Below are 19,622 nucleotides of genomic sequence, written 5' to 3' on the forward strand. Positions count from 1 at the left end.
AGAATTAGTTCAACTTATAATTTTGAAGTTTGCCGTATAGATTTCTTAAAATGAGTTTCACTAAAAATAAAAAAAGCTCCGTAAACTACGAAGCTTTTTTGTTTTATTTTGAGAATTGAATATGAGTTGTATAAATTACTCAATAATCATTTTCTTAGTATCTACTTTCTGACCACCAACATATAATGTGTAGTAATACATTCCTGAAGATAATGTTCTTGTATTAATGTCTAATTCTTGATCTCCTTTTTGTTGTAAATCTACTTTCGAAATAATTTGTCCAGCAGTATTTACAAATACAATAGAAGCTTCTCCTGTCATTGTTTGTGGAACAAAGTAACGAATTGAAGAAGTATCATTAAACGGATTTGGAATATTTTGATATAGAATAGCTCCGTCTCTTGATGCATCTCCTCCACCAGGTAAACCTAAAGTTCCGCTACAAGCACAAGCTTCAATAGCTTCTACTCTCGTGATTAAATCATTTATTTGATCTTGTTGTGCACTGTTTTCGGCTTCTAAACTTGCTAGGATTGGAGATAAATCAACGTTTACAGAAGTTCCACCTTCAATAGCAACTGTTAATGTGTTTCCACTTAAGGTTGCAGAAGTTAAGTTTTGATTATCTGTTCCTGTTCCATCTGCAAGTGATGATAAATCTACACCAGTTCCGCCAGAAATATTTAAAGTACTTCCTGATAAAGATAAATTTTGACTATCAGTATTGTCCAAGTATCCTGATAAATCAACAGTTCCTGCATCACCTGTAATACTTAATACGTTTGCGGCAACAGAAATTGCTTGACTGTCCGTTCCTGTTCCATCTTGTAATGGAGCTAAATCAACGCCAGTTCCACCAGAAATATTTAAAGTTGTTCCTGATAATGATAAACCTTGACTATCGGTGTTATCTAAATATCCTGATAAATCAACATTTACAGAAGTTCCACCTTCGATAGCAACTGTTAGTATATTTGATGATATTGTAGCAGACGTTAAATTTTGGTTGTCCGTTCCTGTTCCATCTTGTAATGGAGCTAAATCAACGCCAGTTCCACCAGAAATATTTAAGGTAGTTCCTGATAATGATAAATCTTGTGCATCTGTATTGTCTAAATATCCTGATAAATCTACTGTTCCAGCACTTCCTGTGATACTTAAAATATCAGAAGCTACAGAAATTGCCTGTGCATCAGTATTGTCTAGGTATCCTGATAAATCTACTGTTCCAGCATCACCTGTAATACTTAGTACATTTGCAGCAACAGAAATTGCTTGTGCATCTGTATTGTCTAAATATGGAGATAAATCAACTGTCCCAGCACTTCCTGTAATACTTAAAACGTCACTAGCAACAGAAATTGCTTGTTCGTCTAAATCTGTATCCATCATACCTTTCCACTCTGTTCCATCCCAATAAAAAGAATTATCTGTTTCAGTATCGTACACTACCATACCTTCATCAGTTGCTCCTAGTGAGCTTCCAAAAGCAGTACGTTCTGCAGTTGTCATACGGTTTAGTTGTAAACCTTTTGTTGTTCCTGTTAAGTCTAAAGAAGCATTTGCGTTTGGTGTATCTGTTCCGATACCTACACTTAATGGATTTATGCTTCCACCAAGCACCATTGTGTTATCATTTAAGGCTGTGGCAGCATTACCAATAGCAACCGAATTGAATCCTTGTACCCTTGCGCTAGTACCTATGGCAATGTTATTAGTAGGATTTAAAGCACTTGGATCTAAAGAAGAAGCTTGATATCCAATAACAATGGCTCCGTCATTCTGTGCAACTGTCGTAGAACCGATCGCTATTGCAAATTGATTGTCTATATCTACATCGCGTCCAATACCTACAGCATCATTTTCTGCAACATTTACACGATCACCAATACCAACTGAGTAATCAGCTAGCGTACCCATATTCCCTAAATATCCCATCATAATAGAGTAATCACCTCGTACATCATGATCATGTCCTAAAGAAACTGAATATTGTCCATCAATAAATGCTCTGTTACCAAATCCCATTACATTATTGTTACTTACAGTAATATCATACCCATAAAATACGGCGTTAGAACGGTTCGTATTGTCAAAATCGGCTAACGATCCCATACCAACATTGTATTGTCCTTCTCGGTTTGAAAAACCAGTAGAGAAACCTACATACGTGTTATGGTTTGCATTCGAAGTATTATTTGTACGGTTGTTATCCCAACCTGCTTGTGCTCCAATAAATGTATTATAATCTGCCCATTCTGTAGCAACTCCGGCAGCGGCACCAACCATTGTATTGTAAATACCGTCTCCAATATCAATTGCAGCAGAATCTCCAACTCCTGTATTGTGGTGACCGTCATCAACATCACTCATAGCTTCACTACCAATAGCTGTATTTCGGTAACCAACGTCTGAAGAAATACCTACTTCGTTACCTACGAATGTTTGCTTGTAACCAGTGGTGTTACTAAAACCTGCATCTTCTCCGATGAATGTGTTTTCATAACCAGTGGTGTTGTTTGCTCCAGATTCTTCACCGACGAATGTGTTGTCATAACCAGTTGTGTTATTTTCTCCAGATTCTGCTCCGATAAAGGTATTATCTCCACCGTTGATATTCAAACGTCCAGCTTCATAACCTATAAAAGTGTTATCAAAACCAGTGGTATTTGAGTATCCTGCAAGATATCCGATAGCAACCAACTCACTTGTAGTAACGCTTCGTCCAGCGCTGTAACCAAATAGTGTTACTCTTGATCCTGTGGTAATAAAACTACCTGTACTATCTCCATAAAATGTGTTGAAGTCTCCAGAAGTAATTGCGACTCCTGAACCGGTACCCATGGTTTCATTTAGCGTTTGTGCTTGCATACCTGTTATTCCTAATAGGCAAAATACAAACACAATAACGAGGGGTAATTGTTTTTTCATAATAGTATTGTTGTTAGTTTATTTAATTATGGTATCCAAATATAACAATTATAATTTTAACATAATTTTCAAATATAATTAACTAATCATTAACGAGTATAGGGGAATACACCTGTTTTTGGCTAATTCTTGTTGATTTTGTTTCTATCGTATTTATATTTTGTAATTTTTTAGAATGAATAATTCCTTTATATTGCATGAAAATTAACCCATCATAATGCCAAAAGCTAAAAAACTGAGTAGCTGGATGCTCTTCGCATTCGTGTTCTTTGTATATGCAGTTTCTATGTCCAAAACCATTGCATTCTGGGACAGTTCGGAGTTTATTACGAGTAGTTTTACCTTGCAGGCATCGCATCCTCCAGGCGCTCCTTTTTATACAATTTTATGTAACGTAATTTTATCATTTTTTCCAGCAAGTATGGCAGCGTACGCTAGTAATTTGATTTCTGCTTTTTTTGGAGCATTAACTGTTACTTTCTTATTTAGAATCGTTACAAATATAGCCGAACGTGTACTTTCGCTACCTAAAAGTAATCATGCGCCTACAGTAGCTATAGTTTCTGGAATTATTGCTGCTTTAACACTGGCTTTTTCAGATAGTTTTTGGACAGCTTCCACCGAAACAGAAGTATATACGTTATCATTTGCGCTTATGACAGGAATGATTCATGTGATGTTAGTATGGGAACGTACGCAAGACAAACACAAAGAAGTCACTTTGTTGCTACTCTTAGCATTCATGCTGGGAATTTCTACAGGCGTACACTTAATTTTATTATCCATTGTTATTCCGTTTTCACTCTTAATTGCTCACAAAAAATTTGGACTCACTATTAAAAGTTTTTGTATTTCATTAGCTATTGGTTTAGTATCCTTCTTTTTTATCTATATATTTATGGTTCAAGGAATTATAAAGCTTACCAACTCCTTAGATATTTGGCTAGTAAATTCATATAAAATGCCTTTAAATACAGGAATTATCATCTTCCTTTTATTGGTTTCAATTAGTATTTCGTTCACTTTAGTATTCTCGCGAAAGCATCAAAAAATAACAATGTATTACAGTACGTTGGGTATTATTTTCTTTTTAATTGGAATGAGCTCTTTTTTCATGTCATTACAACGATCTAGCATTAATATGTTGGTTTCAGATAGCATGTCAAATAGTCAAAAAATGCTACAATATGTACGTGCTGAACAGTTTGGTGTTAGTTCAATTCCTCTGCTAACTGGCCCTGTGTATAATGCTCCTCTGGATAAAGATGTTGGTTTTTTAGATGGAAAACCTGCGTATACGTATAATCCTGATCAAAAGAAATATATCAAAGTTCATGATGGAAAGTTCAAAATCGTGAATTATGCCAGTGAATTCAAAACATTTTTTCCTAGAATGTTTGACAAAAGTGACGCCGAAAAGTACAAAGCATGGACGCCAATTTTTGGTGAACCTATAAAGTATCCTGTGCAAAATGAAGTTGTCACCATCAACAAACCAACATTTAGTGAAAATCTAAGCTTTTTTATAAACTATCAAGTAATTTGGTTGAATCTTCGTTATTTGTATTGGAATTTTATCGGACGACAAAACGATCATCAAGGACTTGGGTATATCAAAGATGGAAACTGGATTAGCGGAATTAATCTAATTGATAAACATCGAATCGGAGATCAAGCTATCATTCCAGAACATTACAAAAATCACAAAGGAAATGATGGTTTCTACTTTTTGCCGTTCATCTTGGGTATTTTGGGATTAATTGCCTTATGGAAACACAAACAGTATTTTTGGACGACTTTACTCCTATTTTTAACCTTTGGTATCGGAATTACAATCTATATAAATCCAGTTCCGTCAAGTATATTAATTCGTGAACGCGATTATATTTTTATTGGTTCATTCATCATTTTTGCATTGTGGGTTGGACTTTCAGTAGTTGCATTATTTCAATTCACTAAATTCATTGCAAATCAGAAAATTCGCTTTATAATAGTTGGTTGTATTGCATTTTTAGCCGCACCAGGGCAGTTATTTGCAAAAGGTTGGGACAATCACCAACGTAGTCATGATAATTTTGCATGCAACTTCGGAAAAGCCTATTTAGATGCCTGTCCGCAACAAGCTATTTTAATTACAGATGGAGATAATATGACGTTTCCAATTTGGTATTTACAACAAGTTGAAGGCTATCGTACGGATGTTCGTGTCATTAATTTTGATCAATTAAATATTGATACACATATTGATAATTTAAAACGAAAAATTTACGATTCAAAACCTATCAAACTAACCCTACCCAAAGATTTATATATCAGTGGTACTGAAAAATTATTTCCTTTACAGGAAGAAATAAAAGAAGCGGCAAATCTTCCCATACTATTCAATTTTTTAAATGATAAAACAACGCGCATCAACTGGAATGGAAGTTTGCGTCATTACATTCCGTCTACGTCATTTTCAATTTCAATTGATACGACACGTATTAAAAAAATAATTGATCCTACAACTGTAAATACTTCATATACTTCAACAATTACGTGGAATCATCCGAAAAAGTTTTATGGTTTAAACGAAATTGTTTTGATGAATATTTTGACCAATAACATTCAAGATCGTCCAATTTGCTTTGCGATTAATAGTAAAAAACGCCAAAATATAGGATTAGAACCCTATTTTATTCAACATGGAATGGTGAATATTTTAGCGCCAATTCAACGAAAAAATCCACAACTCAATCCAAAAATTGTAGACACTGAAATGATGTACCCATACATTATGAATCAAGTTGATTTTAAAGGGTTGAATGACGAAAACACCTTCTTAAAAAGTGAAAATAAAGATTATGCACGTAATATATTAAGACAGAATTATTACTTTCTTGCGCAAGCATTACTAGAAGAAGGAAAGACTAAAAAAGCAATTGAAGTATTAGATGTGTGTAATTCACTCTTTCCTAATAAAACTATTCCGTACAAGCAATTTTCATTTGCAATTGGGAAACTATACATTCGTGCCGGAAAAACGCAAAAAGGAGTTGAAACTTGCACAATTGCTATGCAAAATATTTGGGATGAATTGCAATGGATGACTTCTTTTGATCCACCATATCCTATCATAAATTTACGACATGCATACCGTTTGAAAGATATGTATGCGCAAATGATGATGCAATTTCCAAATGGTATTGAAAATGCTCCAATAAGCAAACAAACATTTCAACAGTTTGATGCCGTTTTTCAAAAATGGCAACATCGAAATTGGCCATATTAAATTCTCCTAACTATGTTATTCTCTACTGAAGTTACTTCTTCAAAAATTAATTCTGACAATCCACTCTATCAACGTACACTAAAAGCGTATCATTTGGTGGCACCATTTATACATGGAAATGTATTGGAAATTGGTTGTGGTGAAGGATATGGCGTCGAATTATTGTATAAAAATGCGGCTGCATTAACGCTCATTGACAAATCGCCTTACACAGCAGAAACCATTAAGGAAAAGTATCCAAAAGCAACTATAATTCAAGAAAGAATTCCACCATTAACACAGTTAAAAGATAATAGTTTTGACGTAATTGTCTCTTTTCAAGTCATTGAACATATCAAAGATGCAACGCTGTATTTAGAGGAAATTCGTCGTGTATTAAAACCAAGTGGAAAAGCATACATTTCAACACCAAATGCTTTAAAAACGATTGCTCGTAATCCTTGGCATTATAAAGAATATACATTTGAAAATCTGTCAAATTTATTTGAAAAAACGTTTTCAACTTACACTATTCAAGCCATTAAAGGAAATGGTAAAACAGATGCCTATTATGAAAAAAATCAAAAATCGGTGCATCGTTTTTTACGGTATGATGTTTTTAAGTTGGAACACAAAATTCCTTCTTGGTTGTTGCAAATACCATATGAAATTGCCAATCGTATGAATCGAAAAAAGTTATTGAGTAAAAATCCTGATTTGGTAAATAGTATTACATTAGAAGATTATTCGCTTACCGAACATTCAGAAGCTACTTTAGATTTCTTTTGTACGCTTGTCAAATAAAGTTGTTAGAGTATGAAATTGTGCTACTCTTGGAAACACTACGATTTTTGGGTTTTAGGTTTTCACTAATTATTTAGTCACTTATACAAAGAAACAAAAAAGAAAAAGACTTCACCAAACCAACTGCGAAGCCTTTTTCACATATAAAAACTAATCCTAATTTTCTAATTGTAACGTTTTAATATCTGCAATTAACTGTTGCACAGCTGTTTTATTTAAGCCATTATAAATTCCTCTAATTTGTCTGTTTTTATCAATCAATACAAAGTTTTCTGTGTGTAAAAAATCGGCAGCTGTTTTAGTTTCACCTAAATCTTCTTCAACGAAATAATAGTTTCGACCTAAGTCATAAATTTCAGAACGTTTTCCTGTAACTAAATGCCACTTTTTACTATCAATCTCTTTGCTTTCAGCATAATTTTTTAATACGGAAACAGAATCTATTTCTGGCGTTACCGAATGCGATAACAATAAAATTTCTGCATCATTTTTAAATTCTTGCTGTAAAATATCCATGTTTGCGGTCATTTTTGGGCAAATTCCTGGACAGGTTGTAAAAAAGAAATCAGTTATGTAAATTTTGTCTTTAAAAGTGGCTTCTGTAATCGTTTTTCCATCTTGGTTTGTTAAACTAAACGCAGGTATTTGATGAAATGATTGTTGCGCTTTGCTTCCACTTTCCAACCAATGTGGCGTAAATGATGCTTCATTATAATACGGTAAATTAGACACGCGACTGTCCAATTGTTTTTTTGCGTCATTTTTACAACTCAAAAACAATAAAACACTTAGCATCAACACTAAAACATTACTTTGTCTGTACAATTTCATTTTGTAATTCATAACACAATCCTGATCGTTTTAAACCAAAAATTCGTCCGTTTTTAGCTTCGTAATTATTAAATAGTTTTCCGTTTTTTCGCCAAGCTTTTTGCAAACCTTCTTCTTTTCCATTCACAATGGTCAATTGCTTAAATTTTTCGCCCGTTATATACCATTGTTCTTGCATTCCGTTTACAATTCCATTTGCATGATTTGTTACAGAACGTACATTTCCATTGCGCCACCACGTTTTAGAAGTTCCGTGTTGTTTTCCATCAATATAATTTGCTTTAAAACTTAGCAAACCAGTTTGAAACCACTTTCTTCGTACGCCATTTTTCTTTCCAAGCACATATTCAATCGTCTCTGCAACAATTCCATTGGCATACTTTTCTTTAGAAATTCCAGTAAAAGGTTGATTTTGAAAATACACCAATCCTATAGTTGGTTTTAGCACGAGTGCATCTTTTAAAACAACTACCGAAGTCATTTGGGGAGTCACTTCGGCAATTATTTCCTTTTCTTGAGATTTTTGCTGGCATGAAACCAACAGAAGTATCATCCCAAAAAACCAAACTAAACTACTGTATGTTATTCGCTGTTCCTTGATAATTCCCTGGAAATAAGATATAATACGCATTCAAATAAAGTTCATTTTGTATGTGATAGTGATATTCTGAATCTGTGGTATGTTGTGTTGTACTTGTATGTCCGCCAGAAGCATCCAAATCTGTTGGGTACGTTCCCGTAGAATTACATTTTCTTCCATATATAAAAAATCCATCAGCAATAATTCCGATTAAGTTTTCATCATCATCCGACCAAGCTTTTGTTTCTAAATGGTAGTGATAACTTTGTGGCCCTGTATGTGCGGCTGTATAATCTAACGAAGGCAATGCATTATCGATAGGCACATTTGGACCTTCCTTATCATTGTAAATCATACCACCCGAAATTGCAATTCCGATGGCTCCTAAACCAGTTGCGCTAGAACTTGAAGCCAATGTTGGGTTTGCAGAAACTGTCAATGAATACGAACCGTTAAAGTCATCAATATTTCCTGGCGCCATATCTTGAAATGATGTAACAGTTGGCGCTACAAATAATGGATGATCTGTAGTTGAAGCAGGCGTTCCTGTTCTAGTGGTTGTGTTTGACCAATATGGTGAGGTATGATTTGGCATTCCGTTAGATTCTATTTCTACATTTGAACCATTCAACATAATGGTTACGTTGTCTGTATCAAATTCACCAAAAGCCGCATGTAATGTTGCTGTATCTCCATCATTTGTGGTTGATGTTGTGTTAGCATCATCATTTCCACAGGCAACTATAAATGTTAAAGAAGCGACTACTAAAAGTAATATGATTAAATATTTTCTACTCATGTTATATAGATTTTAATTAGGTATGTTTTGTTTAGATGTGTTTATTTAAAAAAACTTGCGGTGTTTTTTAAATTTTTAAATTGCTGGTGTTTTTTGCGTTTTATGAATAACAAAAAAAGCAAATTATCAAACAGGCAAATCTATTGTCTTCCACCGCGTCCGCGACCTCTTTGTTGTCTTTGAGGTTTTGGAGCATTTTTAAGTTCTTCTTTTGTTATAAATCCGTCATCATTGGTGTCAACTCTTGAAAAACCTTGTTGTAATGGTCCTTTTACTTCTTCTTTACTTAGTTTTCCATCCGCATTCGCGTCCATTTGCTTGAATAATTCGTCTACACTTGGACGTTCGCTATTGTTTCTACGATTATTTCTTCTGGGAAAGTCATCACGATTTCCACCACGCATACCGCCACCAACCTTAAAACTTTCATTCGGTGTTCCGACAAAAAAGCGTGGTAACGAAGGAAAAGTATCTGTAATTACATAGTAATAGGTTCCGTTTGGAAATTCAGGAGTTTTGCCAAAACGCCCATTGGCTTCATCCAAATCGCCATGTCTTTCTATATATTCAAAATCGCGCACATAGGTTCCGTCATATACTCCATTTGGTGCTGTAATTCCATTTCCTGGGCGATTTCCGCTTTTCAATTTGTAACTAGATGTCATTTCAACTACCTGAGTACTTTCTGCGGAAGCGTAACCATATTTGTAATAAATTGGAAAACCATCAGCCGCCCAACCGAGTAAAAACATGCTATTTTCTTTTGCTTGTTTTACAATTCCCCAAGGCGTTCCGTGATAATGATATTCGCCCGTTGGTTGCACGTGTGCATTATTGCAATCGTCTCCTAAGTCAACATTTGTACTTAGGGCTTCTTTTGCCCAAGCCGTGTTTATTTCACGTGTGTTTGCATTTATGAAGAATTCCATTGCCGTAGGTTCCATCTTTACACCATTAATAGCGACACCAAAAACATAGTCAGGTTTTCCCTGTCCTAACATTCCGTCACTATACACAGAAGTTATTTTTTTGTTCTTTGTAGGCTTTAAAGGAACTTTATAGGTTTTATTTTGAGGAGAAATGACATTCGGATTTCCAGCGTTTGGAAATTTCCCTGTAACGTGCTCTGGAATTGCATTTGATTTGATAGTACGATATTTTCCTTGTTCAGAAATTGTCACAATGTTTTCATACGTGACCATTTCGGTACATTTGTATCCGCCTTTTACTGAGAAGGTGTTTATTGTTTCTTGTGCGAATGTTAGGCACGTAACAAACAAAAGTGAAGTGGTTACTATATTTTTCATTTGGAAAGAATTTCATCGTGTTTTGTAGTTAGATGTATTCTTTCGAAAAAACTTGTGCTAATATTAAATTATTTTGGTCTTTTCCTTCCGTGCTTGTGTAATGCGTCTTTTAAGATCGTATTTAAGCGTTCACGTTGTTCATCAGTACATATTTTTTGTACTTCTTTGAAATGATAAAAGAGTTTTAAATCTTTTTGACGTTCTTTTTCACCAATACGTCTTGCCAAATCGTTTACTGTATCCGTATTAACTGAAGTCTCTGAAATTTGATCAAATAACTGATCTTTTAGCGCTTTTACTTCACGAGAAATTGCGCGCATTTCATCATGATGTTCGTCATTCAGTTCATTAAATGCTTTCGTTTGTGCTTCATTAAACTGTAATTCCTTTGCTATAAACATTCCAGGATTGCCTTTTGGCGGACGACTATCTCCAAAAATTTTAACCATAAAAAAGCCGTTCATCACAATTAAAAAGGCAATTAAGATATAAAGAAGTATATTTTTTTTCATGTGATTTTTTTATTTAATTGAATACTGAAGGTTGCGTTTCTTGCGACAATTCATATGCATTTGCAAATTCTGAAATGCTATCATTATATTCAGTTTTTGTCAGTTGTAAAATTCCAAAAACATTTACAATCAATATACAAACTAACGTCGCAAGCTGTAGTTTTGGTGTAAACCAACCAAAACTTGTTGAAACTATTTCTTCTTTTTCTGCAAACAAACGCTGCATGGTTTTATCCTTAAAAAACGGAGAAACATTGACTTCATTGATGTTTTCTAAAACGTCAAATGTTGCTTCAATATCTTTATTAATTTCTTCGGGTGTTTTCATAACTATTAGTTAGATGCAATATTTTAAAAAAACTTGCGTTACATTTTGTTTTTATGAAAATTTTCTAAAATTTTCTGTAAATTTTTCTTGGCTCTAAATAGTAAAGATTCAATGGACGATATACTTTTTTCTGTAATTTCGGCAACTTCTTTATATGACAAACCTTCAACCTTGTTGAGTGTGAAAACTATTTTTTGTGCTTCTGGCAATTGATTTATTGCTTTAAAAATGGTTTCGCTTTTTTCTTTATTTTCTAATAAAATTCCAGGGTGATTCATCTCTGTAAAATACGCAGTTTTATCAATTGGAATATCATTTCCAAAAATAGACTGCATAAATGCAAATCGTTTCTTTGTATTTTTCTTTCGAATGAATTCTAACGATTTATTCACCGAAATACGATACATCCATGTAGAAAGCTTCGAATTTCCTTGAAAGTTTTGAATCGATTTAAAAACTTCTACAAACACTTCTTGCGCAATATCTTCTGCATCTTCCTTATTGGGTACAAAAGACAAACATGCATGAAAAACTTTTTGCTCATATTCGTCTAATAAACGACTATATGCTTCACGTTTTCCTGCTTGTAAATCGGCTATAAAAGTAGTTTCGTTCAATGATTTTGTTTGATTGTTTAAATTAACTAAAAATTCTAAACATAAAACAATACCTTTGCGGTTTAATTTGAAATCACATGCGATTACACAGAAATTTAGTCTTTTCAGTCATTGACGGGCTAAACTTAATATTTAATGAAGGAGACTATGCAGACAAAGTAGTTGAAAAATTACTAAAGCGAGACGCGCGTTGGGGAAGTCGTGATCGTAAGTTTGTTGCAGAAACTACTTATGAAATTGTACGCTGGAAGCGTTTATATGCTGAAATAGCAGATATAAAAGAAAACTACTCTCGTGAAAATTTATGGCGCATATTTGCTGTTTGGGCAACGCTAAGAGGTATTGAATTACCAGATTGGAACCAGCTTGAAGGCACGCCAACACGTAGAATTAAAGGTCGTTTTGACGAACTTTCTAAAATTAGAAAAATCAAAGAATCAATTCCTGATTGGTTAGATGAGTTAGGCGTACAAGAACTTGGTGAAGCTGTTTGGACGAAAGAAATTAATGCGTTAAACAAACAAGCCGATGTAATTATCCGAGCAAATACCTTACGTACTACAAAAGAGAAATTACAAGAATTGTTGGCTACTTTTGATCATGAAACAGAAGAAATAAAAGGACATCCTGTTGCGTTACGTTTGAAAGAACGTGCTAATATTTTTAGAAATGACGCGTTTAAAAATGGTTTTTTCGAAGTACAAGATGCTAATTCACAATTAGTTTCTGAGTTTTTAGATGTAAAACCTGGAATGAAAGTTGTTGACACGTGCGCAGGTGCAGGAGGAAAATCATTGCATTTAGCGGCATTAATGGAAAACAAAGGAAACTTAATTTCTTTAGATATTTACGAAGGGAAATTGCGCGAGCTTAAACGTAGAGCGCGAAGAAATGGTGCGCATAATATTGAAACGCGCGTTATTGATTCTACGAAAGTGATCAAAAAATTATATGACAAAGCAGATCGTGTATTAATTGATGCTCCATGTTCTGGTTTGGGCGTTTTACGTAGAAATCCGGATGCAAAGTGGAAAACTCAACCTGGATTTTTAGAAAAAGTAAAAAATACACAACAAGATATTTTACAGCGCTACTCACGCATGGTAAAATCTGGCGGAAAGTTGGTTTATGCAACTTGCTCCATATTACCATCGGAAAATCAAGAACAAGTACAGAAATTTTTAGCTTCTAACGACGAGTTTACACTTGTAGAAGATAAAAAACTGTTGGCTTCGGAATCTGGCTTTGACGGATTTTACATGGCATTACTTGAACGAAAATAGAACCCTAAATCACTTCAATATACTATTACAATGAAAAAAACAGTACTTTTTTTAATCGGATTAATTTCATTTACGGCATTTTCACAACAAGCGTATTATAATGACGTAAATCTTACTCTTACGGGAACACAATTACGAGACGCGTTAGCTACAAAAGTAATTAACACACACTCAAATTCATTATCATATTCTGAAATCTGGACAGCAACAATGGTGACTGATCTCGATCCTAACAATTCAAACAATGTATTATTATTGTATGGATGGGAAAACGGAAGTGACGGAGATGTTACAAACGATATTTCAAGAGACAAAGATAATAATGGAGGAAATGTTGGCGATTGGAACAGAGAACATACATTTGCAAATTCGTTGGCGAGTCCTGATTTAGATTCAAATACTACAAACGGACCTCCATATAGTGATGCGCACAACTTACGCGCTACAGATGTACAACGAAATGGACAACGTGGAAGTCGTTTATTTTCTGCTGGTTCTGGTAATTCTGGAGCTGTTGGTTCATTTTGGTATCCTGGTGATGCAACAGTTGGTGGACCTGATTGGCGTGGTGATGTTGCCCGAATTGTAATGTACATGTACCTTCGTTATGGAAATCAATGTGCGCCAAATTTAGTAGCAAACGGAACTACAAATAGTGTCGATTCAAATATGATTGATTTGTTATTAGAGTGGAATGCGGCAGATCCTGTTTCTACGTATGAAGATACACGTAACGCATATCATGAAAATATTGCGAATGCAACTGCACAAGGAAATCGCAATCCATTTATTGATAATCCACGTTTAGCAACACAAATTTGGGGCGGAACTCCTGCAGAAGATCGCTGGGGAATTTACGGAACTGATACAGAGTTACCTTCAGTACCAATGAATATAATGGTAAGCAACGAAACAAGTAACAGTATTGATGTTTCTTGGGCAGCTTCTACCGATAATGTTGGCGTAACTGGATATGATGTGTATGTAGACGGAATGTTAAATCAATCAGTAGGTGGAACAACTGCAACAGTAAGTGGTTTATCAGCTTCTACAATGTATGGTTTTACTGTACGAGCTAAAGATGCCGCTGGTAACAACTCAGCACAATCATCTTCAACAGACGGAACAACTTTAGCTGGCGGTGGCGGCGGAAACAGTTCTAGTTTATATTTTTCGGAATACATGGAAGGAAGTTCATTTAATAAAGCACTTGAAATTGCTAATTATACAGGTGCAACTGTTGATTTGAATGATGTTACGAATGTATATACATTAAAAATTAGTACAAATGGTAGTGCTACATGGAACTCTACCTACACATTCCCTACGGGAGCCATGATTAGTGATGGTGATGTATATGTAATTGGAAATACTGGTTTAGCTGTTTGTACAAGTGTTGTAGATGATTCTGATGATACAATCACAGGGTTCAATGGAAACGACGCTATTGGTCTATTTAAAAATGATGTACTAATTGATATTTTAGGAACACTTGGTGATGGAACTACCTATGCGAGTAATACAACTTTGGTAAGAAAACCAAGTATTGATACACCAAATACAACATACACAGCTACTGAATGGAATACTTCTGCTTCAAATACATGTACAGATTTGGGAAGACATACACAAACGTTAAGTGTTACTACATTTGAACAAGATGCCTTTTCAATCTATCCAAATCCAGCAAATGGAAATACAGTATATATCAATACAAAAAACAATGCTCAAATTTCTGAAGCACGTGTGTATGATATTACAGGAAAGCAAGTATTACAACAAGCAAATCCAACCAACAAAATTAATATTCAAGGGTTGCAACAAGGAATGTACATTTTACAGTTAAAATCTAACAATCAAACAGTTACTAAGAAATTAATTATACAATAAAACGAAGCAGTCTTTTATTCAGAGTTTCTTTCAGATAGTAGTAATTATATATAAAACAAAAGCTCCAAACATACATTTGGAGCTTTTTTATATTACATAATTATGCCAGTAAAAATGTAATTTGCTATAAAAATATAAACTATTTTCTATTTCTAAAAATGATATTGCAAATGTTTACAAAACTAACGCAACGCTAAATCCATTGCTTTTGTAGCATGTATCGTTGTGGTATCAAATACAGGAATTGCAACATCTTCTTGTTTAATAAGTAACGGAATTTCTGTACAGCCTAAAATAATTCCTTCTGCGCCAGCCTGTTGCATCCGTTCAATAGCATCCAAATACGCTTGTTTAGAGCTAGGTTTTAGTTCTCCTTTTGACAATTCATCATAAATAACCCTATGAATTTCATCTCTATCTTCGTCATTTGGAATCAAGGTTTTAATTCCAAAAGAAGCTAACACATCTTTATAAAAATCTTTCTCCATCGTGTACTTCGTACCTAACAACGCCACTGTTTTCAGTTCTTTAGCTACAATTTTTTCAGCAGTTGCTTCTGCAATATGAATCACAGGAATTGAAACATTATTACGAACAGTTTCAATAGTTAAATGCATGGTGTTTGCACAAATTAAAATACAATCTGCGCCAGCATTTTCCAGACTTTTTGCCGCATTTGCCATCAATTCGTCTAACAAATCCCAACGACCTTCAGCTTGCAATTTGTGTATTTCTTCAAACTGTACAGAATGAATAATACACTTTGCAGAATGCTTTCCTCCAAGTCGTTCCGCTGCTAAAGTGTTCAATACTTGGTAATATAAAATGGTAGATTGCCATGTAATTCCACCAATAAGCCCAATAGTTTTCATACTTGATAATTTATACCGTTAAAATTAGGGATTTATTCGCTTTGCTTCTACTTTTGTAACTATAATTTTAGCGCATGACAACTTTACTTATCAACATCAAAGAATTACTTCAAGTTCGTGAAACTTCTATTTCCAAAGTCTCAGGAAGCAATATGAAACAACTTCCAATATTGGAAAACGCATATGTTTATATTGTAGATGATGTCATTTCAGATGTTGGCTTAATGAGAGATATTGAAATTGCTTCCGCAGATACCATCATCAATTGTACAGGAAAAGTAGTATTGCCAACTTGGTGCGACAGTCACACACATTTGGTCTATGCTGGAAACAGATCGCAAGAATTTGTGGATAGAATCAACGGATTGAGTTATGAAGAAATTGCAAATCGTGGTGGTGGAATTTTAAATTCGGCTAAAAAACTTCAGGAAACTTCCGAAGATGATTTATTTACACAATCTGCCAAGCGTTTGGAAGAAGTGATGCACATGGGAACTGGCGCTATTGAAATTAAATCAGGTTACGGATTAACGACAGAAGCCGAACTCAAAATGCTCCGTGTTGCCAAGCGTTTGAAGGAAACATATAACTTTCCGATCAAAACTACCTTTTTAGGTGCGCATGCAATTCCTGCAAACTACAAAGGAAATCAAGATGGTTATATGGACTTGGTAATTAATGAAATGTTGCCAAAAGTAGCTTCGGAAAAACTTGCGGATTATGTAGATATATTCTGTGAAAAAGGCTATTTCACCTTAGAAGATACGGAACGACTTTTAAAAGCCGCACAACACTACAATCTAACTCCAAAAATTCATGTCAATCAATTCAATGCGTTTGGTGGTGTTGCACTTGGTGTAAAATACAACGCACTTTCGGTAGATCATTTAGAAGAATTGAATGATGCTGACATTTCGGCTTTACAAAATAGTAATACGATGCCTGTTGCGTTGCCTTCGTGTTCATACTTTTTAAGCATTCCATACACACCAGCCCGAAAATTGATGGATGCAGGGTTACCTGTTGCATTGGCAACCGATTACAATCCGGGTTCAACGCCTTCTGGAAACATGAATTTTGTCGTAAGCACGGCATGTATCAAAATGAAAATGACACCTGAAGAAGCTATTAATGCGGCTACCATTAACGGCGCGTATGCTATGGGACTTTCGGATACGCATGGAAGTATTACCAAAGGAAAAGTCGCAAACTTAATTATTACCAAAGAAATTCCTTCATATCACGTATTGCCATATGCGTTTGGTGATAACAATATTGAACAGGTATTGATTAATGGAAAGGTTGTGTAGGCACGCTTTGCTTTTGGTATCGCTGTGCTCTTAGAATCTTGGACGCGCTTCGCTTTTAGATTGTTAGATTTCGTCATTCTGAACTTGATTCAGAATCACACATATTATTCACGCTAAACTCACAACACATAACTAAATAAAAATCATGCTAAATTTCCCGCTTTCACTGCATTCTCCACTCTCCAAGTTGTTGCTAGATAAAGAAATATACGATTTCAAAAGCGCGATTGCATATGTAAATCAATTGCCTTACGGAAGAACTTCAGATCGTAGTAATTTTTGTTTAATAATTCCAGAAAACAAAGGAACATGTTCTACAAAGCATTCCTTTTTGAAGCAACTTGCCATTGAAAATAAGCAAGAAATAGTGGAATTGTTCATTGGAATCTATAAAATGAACGAAATCAACACAAAAGGTGTTGGAAGCGTTTTAAACAACTACAACTTAGATTATATTCCAGAAGCACATACGTATCTTAAAATTAACGGAAACATTCTCGATGTTACACGAACAACTGAAAACGAAGCTTCTTTTGAAGACAGTTTACTTACAGAGCAACAAATTCTTCCTCATCAAATTGGCGAATACAAAGTACATTGGCATCAAAATTTTCTAAAACAATGGCTTCAAACTGAACAACTTCTCTACTCTTTTCAAGAAATCTGGAAGATTCGTGAGGCATGTATCACTGCTTTAAGCTAGTAAACTTCATATTAAAATTGGTTGTTCTTTATCTTTCATCAAATCATATAAAAGTGTAAATTAGCATCAAGTAATTGACCTAAAAACCCATGCTACAACTTTACACAAAAGCAACTCTTGATACCTATATCAATCAACGCAAAGGCGAAACTAAATTTGGAGAAAAAGTAGATACACTTTACCTTCAAGAAGATTTAGAAACACAATTACAGCAAAGTCCGGCTAAATATGTCTTAGTAGGAATTCCCGAAGATATAGGCATCTTGGCAAATCGTGGAAAAGCTGGCGCAACTACTGCTTGGAAAGCGGTTTTAAGTTCATTGCTAAACACACAAGACAATGCTTTAAATAAAGGAAAAAGAATGTTGGTGTTAGGACATTTAGACTTTTCTGAATTGCTTGCAACTGCTAAAACTTTGGATTCAACTGCTATTGATTACCACGAACAGCTTTCGCTTTTAGTAGACAAAATTGATGAAGAAGTTAGCTATTTAATTTTTCAAATCGTGAAAGCTGGTAAAAAACCTATTATTATTGGTGGCGGACATAACAACGCTTATGGAAATATTAAAGGAACATCTTTGGGCAAAAGTGAAGCAATTAATGTTGTAAATTTTGATGCACATACTGATTTTCGCTCGTTGGAAGGCAGACACAGTGGAAATGGTTTCAGTTATGCATTTAAAAGGTATTTTTTACAGAACTATTTTATGTTTGGATTGCATGAAAATTATACTTCAAAAAAGATTTTTAGTATCTTGGAAGCACATGCCGATCGATTGCAATACAATACCTTTGAAAGTATTGAAATTAGACAAGAACAAGGTTTTTCTTTTCAAATGAATCGTGCATTAGAGTTTATAAATAATCGTCCGTTTGGTGTGGAAATCGATTGTGATTCTATCGAAAATGTACCAAGTAGTGCCATGACGCCAAGTGGTTTTAGTGCCAATCAGGCAAGAGCATTTGTATCATTTTTTGGAAAACAGAAAAATGCAACATATTTACACTTGTGTGAAGCCGCACCAAATGAAAATGATACAGATGAAATGTATCAAATTGGAAAATTATTAAGTTATCTCATCACCGATTTTATGCGTAAATAAGTCATGAACACAATTTCTATTATTCCTTTTGACGAGCTATATGCCAAAGATTTTTACGATTTAAATATTGAATGGTTGGAAACCTTCTTTTATGTAGAACCGCATGATGAAGAAGTGTTGAGTCAGGCAAAAAGTTACATCATTGACAAAGGTGGACATATCTTTTTTGCAAAACAAAATGATACAATTGTTGGAACTGTGGCGTTGATAAAAATAGAAGACGGCGTTTTTGAACTTAGTAAAATGGCAGTTTTACCAAAATTAAGAGGTCAAAAAATTGGACAACAATTATTACAATATTGTTTAGATTTTGCAAAAACACAGAAATTTGAAAAACTCCTTCTCTATTCAAATCGTAAACTAGAAAACGCGATTTACATTTATGAAAAGTATGGTTTTGTAGAAATTCCTATTGAAACAGACAATCCGTATGCACGTGGAGATATTAAAATGGAACTTATTCTGGACAAATTAGATCGTTAATTGATATCGTAGTCAT

At 34.4% G+C, this 19,622-nt stretch carries 17 protein-coding genes; 8 read left to right on the forward strand and 9 right to left on the reverse strand.

Annotated features, from left to right (window positions below):
* Nucleotides 1-135: 135 nt before the first annotated feature.
* The gene (locus tag ACQ654_RS04115) at nt 136-2,931 is read right to left on the reverse strand and encodes a T9SS type A sorting domain-containing protein (protein WP_430409046.1); all 2,796 of its coding nucleotides are present in this window, start codon (nt 2,929-2,931) and stop codon (nt 136-138) included.
* Nucleotides 2,932-3,148: 217 nt separating this feature from the next.
* Here ACQ654_RS04115 and ACQ654_RS04120 point away from each other — a divergent pair, with 217 nt between their 5' ends.
* Nucleotides 3,149-6,202: a glycosyltransferase family 117 protein gene (locus tag ACQ654_RS04120; RefSeq protein WP_430409047.1), complete on the forward strand. Its 3,054-nt coding sequence runs from the start codon at nt 3,149-3,151 to the stop codon at nt 6,200-6,202.
* Between the two features lie 12 nt (nt 6,203-6,214).
* The gene (locus ACQ654_RS04125) at nt 6,215-6,985 is read left to right on the forward strand and encodes a class I SAM-dependent methyltransferase (protein ID WP_430409048.1); all 771 of its coding nucleotides are present in this window, start codon (nt 6,215-6,217) and stop codon (nt 6,983-6,985) included.
* 156 nt (nt 6,986-7,141) lie between these two features.
* Here ACQ654_RS04125 and ACQ654_RS04130 read toward each other — a convergent pair whose 3' ends face one another.
* From ACQ654_RS04130 to ACQ654_RS04160, 7 genes are all read right to left on the reverse strand, one after another.
* Nucleotides 7,142-7,816, reverse strand: a complete 675-nt coding sequence (locus tag ACQ654_RS04130; RefSeq protein ID WP_430409049.1) for an SCO family protein — start codon at nt 7,814-7,816, stop codon at nt 7,142-7,144.
* Nucleotides 7,794-8,447 carry a toxin-antitoxin system YwqK family antitoxin gene (locus ACQ654_RS04135; RefSeq protein ID WP_430409050.1) on the reverse strand — a complete coding sequence of 218 codons (654 nt, stop codon included), beginning with the start codon at nt 8,445-8,447 and terminating at the stop codon, nt 7,794-7,796. Before ACQ654_RS04135 ends, ACQ654_RS04130 begins: the two co-directional genes overlap by 23 nt.
* The gene (locus tag ACQ654_RS04140; RefSeq protein ID WP_430409051.1) at nt 8,389-9,195 is read right to left on the reverse strand and encodes a YHYH protein; all 807 of its coding nucleotides are present in this window, start codon (nt 9,193-9,195) and stop codon (nt 8,389-8,391) included. Before ACQ654_RS04140 ends, ACQ654_RS04135 begins: the two co-directional genes overlap by 59 nt.
* Before the next feature lie 140 nt (nt 9,196-9,335).
* Nucleotides 9,336-10,502: a YHYH protein gene (locus ACQ654_RS04145; RefSeq protein WP_430409052.1), complete on the reverse strand. Its 1,167-nt coding sequence runs from the start codon at nt 10,500-10,502 to the stop codon at nt 9,336-9,338.
* Between the two features lie 68 nt (nt 10,503-10,570).
* Nucleotides 10,571-11,014 (reverse strand): Spy/CpxP family protein refolding chaperone, encoded by a 444-nt coding sequence (locus ACQ654_RS04150; protein WP_430409053.1) that lies wholly within the window; start codon nt 11,012-11,014, stop codon nt 10,571-10,573.
* 13 nt (nt 11,015-11,027) lie between these two features.
* A complete protein-coding gene (locus ACQ654_RS04155; protein ID WP_430409054.1) occupies nt 11,028-11,342 on the reverse strand; it encodes a hypothetical protein in 315 nt (104 codons plus the stop codon).
* 38 nt (nt 11,343-11,380) lie between these two features.
* Entirely contained in the window at nt 11,381-11,959 is a 579-nt protein-coding gene (locus tag ACQ654_RS04160; RefSeq protein ID WP_430409055.1) for an RNA polymerase sigma factor, read from the reverse strand.
* A gap of 77 nt (nt 11,960-12,036) precedes the next feature.
* Between ACQ654_RS04160 and ACQ654_RS04165 the strand changes: the two genes are divergently transcribed.
* Both ACQ654_RS04165 and ACQ654_RS04170 read left to right on the forward strand, forming a co-directional pair.
* The gene (locus ACQ654_RS04165; RefSeq protein WP_430409056.1) at nt 12,037-13,242 is read left to right on the forward strand and encodes an RsmB/NOP family class I SAM-dependent RNA methyltransferase; all 1,206 of its coding nucleotides are present in this window, start codon (nt 12,037-12,039) and stop codon (nt 13,240-13,242) included.
* A 30-nt stretch (nt 13,243-13,272) separates the two neighbouring features.
* A complete protein-coding gene (locus ACQ654_RS04170; protein ID WP_430409057.1) occupies nt 13,273-15,132 on the forward strand; it encodes an endonuclease in 1,860 nt (619 codons plus the stop codon).
* A gap of 182 nt (nt 15,133-15,314) precedes the next feature.
* On the opposite strand, the gene ACQ654_RS04175 is transcribed toward ACQ654_RS04170, so the two are convergent.
* Complete coding sequence (locus ACQ654_RS04175; protein WP_430409058.1) at nt 15,315-16,004, reverse strand: aspartate/glutamate racemase family protein; 690 nt, start codon at nt 16,002-16,004, stop codon at nt 15,315-15,317.
* A 74-nt stretch (nt 16,005-16,078) separates the two neighbouring features.
* Here ACQ654_RS04175 and hutI point away from each other — a divergent pair, with 74 nt between their 5' ends.
* From hutI to ACQ654_RS04195, 4 genes are all read left to right on the forward strand, one after another.
* A complete protein-coding gene (hutI, locus tag ACQ654_RS04180; protein WP_430409059.1) occupies nt 16,079-17,314 on the forward strand; it encodes an imidazolonepropionase in 1,236 nt (411 codons plus the stop codon).
* 145 nt (nt 17,315-17,459) lie between these two features.
* Complete coding sequence (locus ACQ654_RS04185; RefSeq protein WP_430409060.1) at nt 17,460-18,017, forward strand: hypothetical protein; 558 nt, start codon at nt 17,460-17,462, stop codon at nt 18,015-18,017.
* 89 nt (nt 18,018-18,106) lie between these two features.
* Entirely contained in the window at nt 18,107-19,123 is a 1,017-nt protein-coding gene (locus ACQ654_RS04190; RefSeq protein WP_430409061.1) for a formimidoylglutamase, read from the forward strand.
* 3 nt (nt 19,124-19,126) lie between these two features.
* Complete coding sequence (locus ACQ654_RS04195) at nt 19,127-19,606, forward strand: GNAT family N-acetyltransferase (protein WP_430409062.1); 480 nt, start codon at nt 19,127-19,129, stop codon at nt 19,604-19,606.
* Nucleotides 19,607-19,622: the final 16 nt, after the last annotated feature.

It is taken from the genome of Kordia sp., from assembly GCF_965283645.1.
Taxonomy (GTDB): domain Bacteria; phylum Bacteroidota; class Bacteroidia; order Flavobacteriales; family Flavobacteriaceae; genus Kordia.

What these genes read in the sequence shown, in the direction of transcription:
- ACQ654_RS04190 (WP_430409061.1), top strand. Translation starts at nt 18,107, where the DNA reads ATGCTACAACTTTACACAAAAGCAACTCTTGATACCTATATCAATCAA.
- ACQ654_RS04155 (WP_430409054.1), bottom strand. Translation starts at nt 11,342, where the DNA reads ATGAAAACACCCGAAGAAATTAATAAAGATATTGAAGCAACATTTGAC.
- ACQ654_RS04185 (WP_430409060.1), top strand. Translation starts at nt 17,460, where the DNA reads ATGCTAAATTTCCCGCTTTCACTGCATTCTCCACTCTCCAAGTTGTTG.
- ACQ654_RS04145 (WP_430409052.1), bottom strand. Translation starts at nt 10,502, where the DNA reads ATGAAAAATATAGTAACCACTTCACTTTTGTTTGTTACGTGCCTAACA.
- hutI (WP_430409059.1), top strand. Translation starts at nt 16,079, where the DNA reads ATGACAACTTTACTTATCAACATCAAAGAATTACTTCAAGTTCGTGAA.
- ACQ654_RS04130 (WP_430409049.1), bottom strand. Translation starts at nt 7,816, where the DNA reads ATGAAATTGTACAGACAAAGTAATGTTTTAGTGTTGATGCTAAGTGTT.
- ACQ654_RS04165 (WP_430409056.1), top strand. Translation starts at nt 12,037, where the DNA reads ATGCGATTACACAGAAATTTAGTCTTTTCAGTCATTGACGGGCTAAAC.
- ACQ654_RS04115 (WP_430409046.1), bottom strand. Translation starts at nt 2,931, where the DNA reads ATGAAAAAACAATTACCCCTCGTTATTGTGTTTGTATTTTGCCTATTA.
- ACQ654_RS04120 (WP_430409047.1), top strand. Translation starts at nt 3,149, where the DNA reads ATGCCAAAAGCTAAAAAACTGAGTAGCTGGATGCTCTTCGCATTCGTG.
- ACQ654_RS04150 (WP_430409053.1), bottom strand. Translation starts at nt 11,014, where the DNA reads ATGAAAAAAAATATACTTCTTTATATCTTAATTGCCTTTTTAATTGTG.
- ACQ654_RS04195 (WP_430409062.1), top strand. Translation starts at nt 19,127, where the DNA reads ATGAACACAATTTCTATTATTCCTTTTGACGAGCTATATGCCAAAGAT.
- ACQ654_RS04135 (WP_430409050.1), bottom strand. Translation starts at nt 8,447, where the DNA reads ATGCGTATTATATCTTATTTCCAGGGAATTATCAAGGAACAGCGAATA.
- ACQ654_RS04140 (WP_430409051.1), bottom strand. Translation starts at nt 9,195, where the DNA reads ATGAGTAGAAAATATTTAATCATATTACTTTTAGTAGTCGCTTCTTTA.
- ACQ654_RS04170 (WP_430409057.1), top strand. Translation starts at nt 13,273, where the DNA reads ATGAAAAAAACAGTACTTTTTTTAATCGGATTAATTTCATTTACGGCA.
- ACQ654_RS04175 (WP_430409058.1), bottom strand. Translation starts at nt 16,004, where the DNA reads ATGAAAACTATTGGGCTTATTGGTGGAATTACATGGCAATCTACCATT.
- ACQ654_RS04125 (WP_430409048.1), top strand. Translation starts at nt 6,215, where the DNA reads ATGTTATTCTCTACTGAAGTTACTTCTTCAAAAATTAATTCTGACAAT.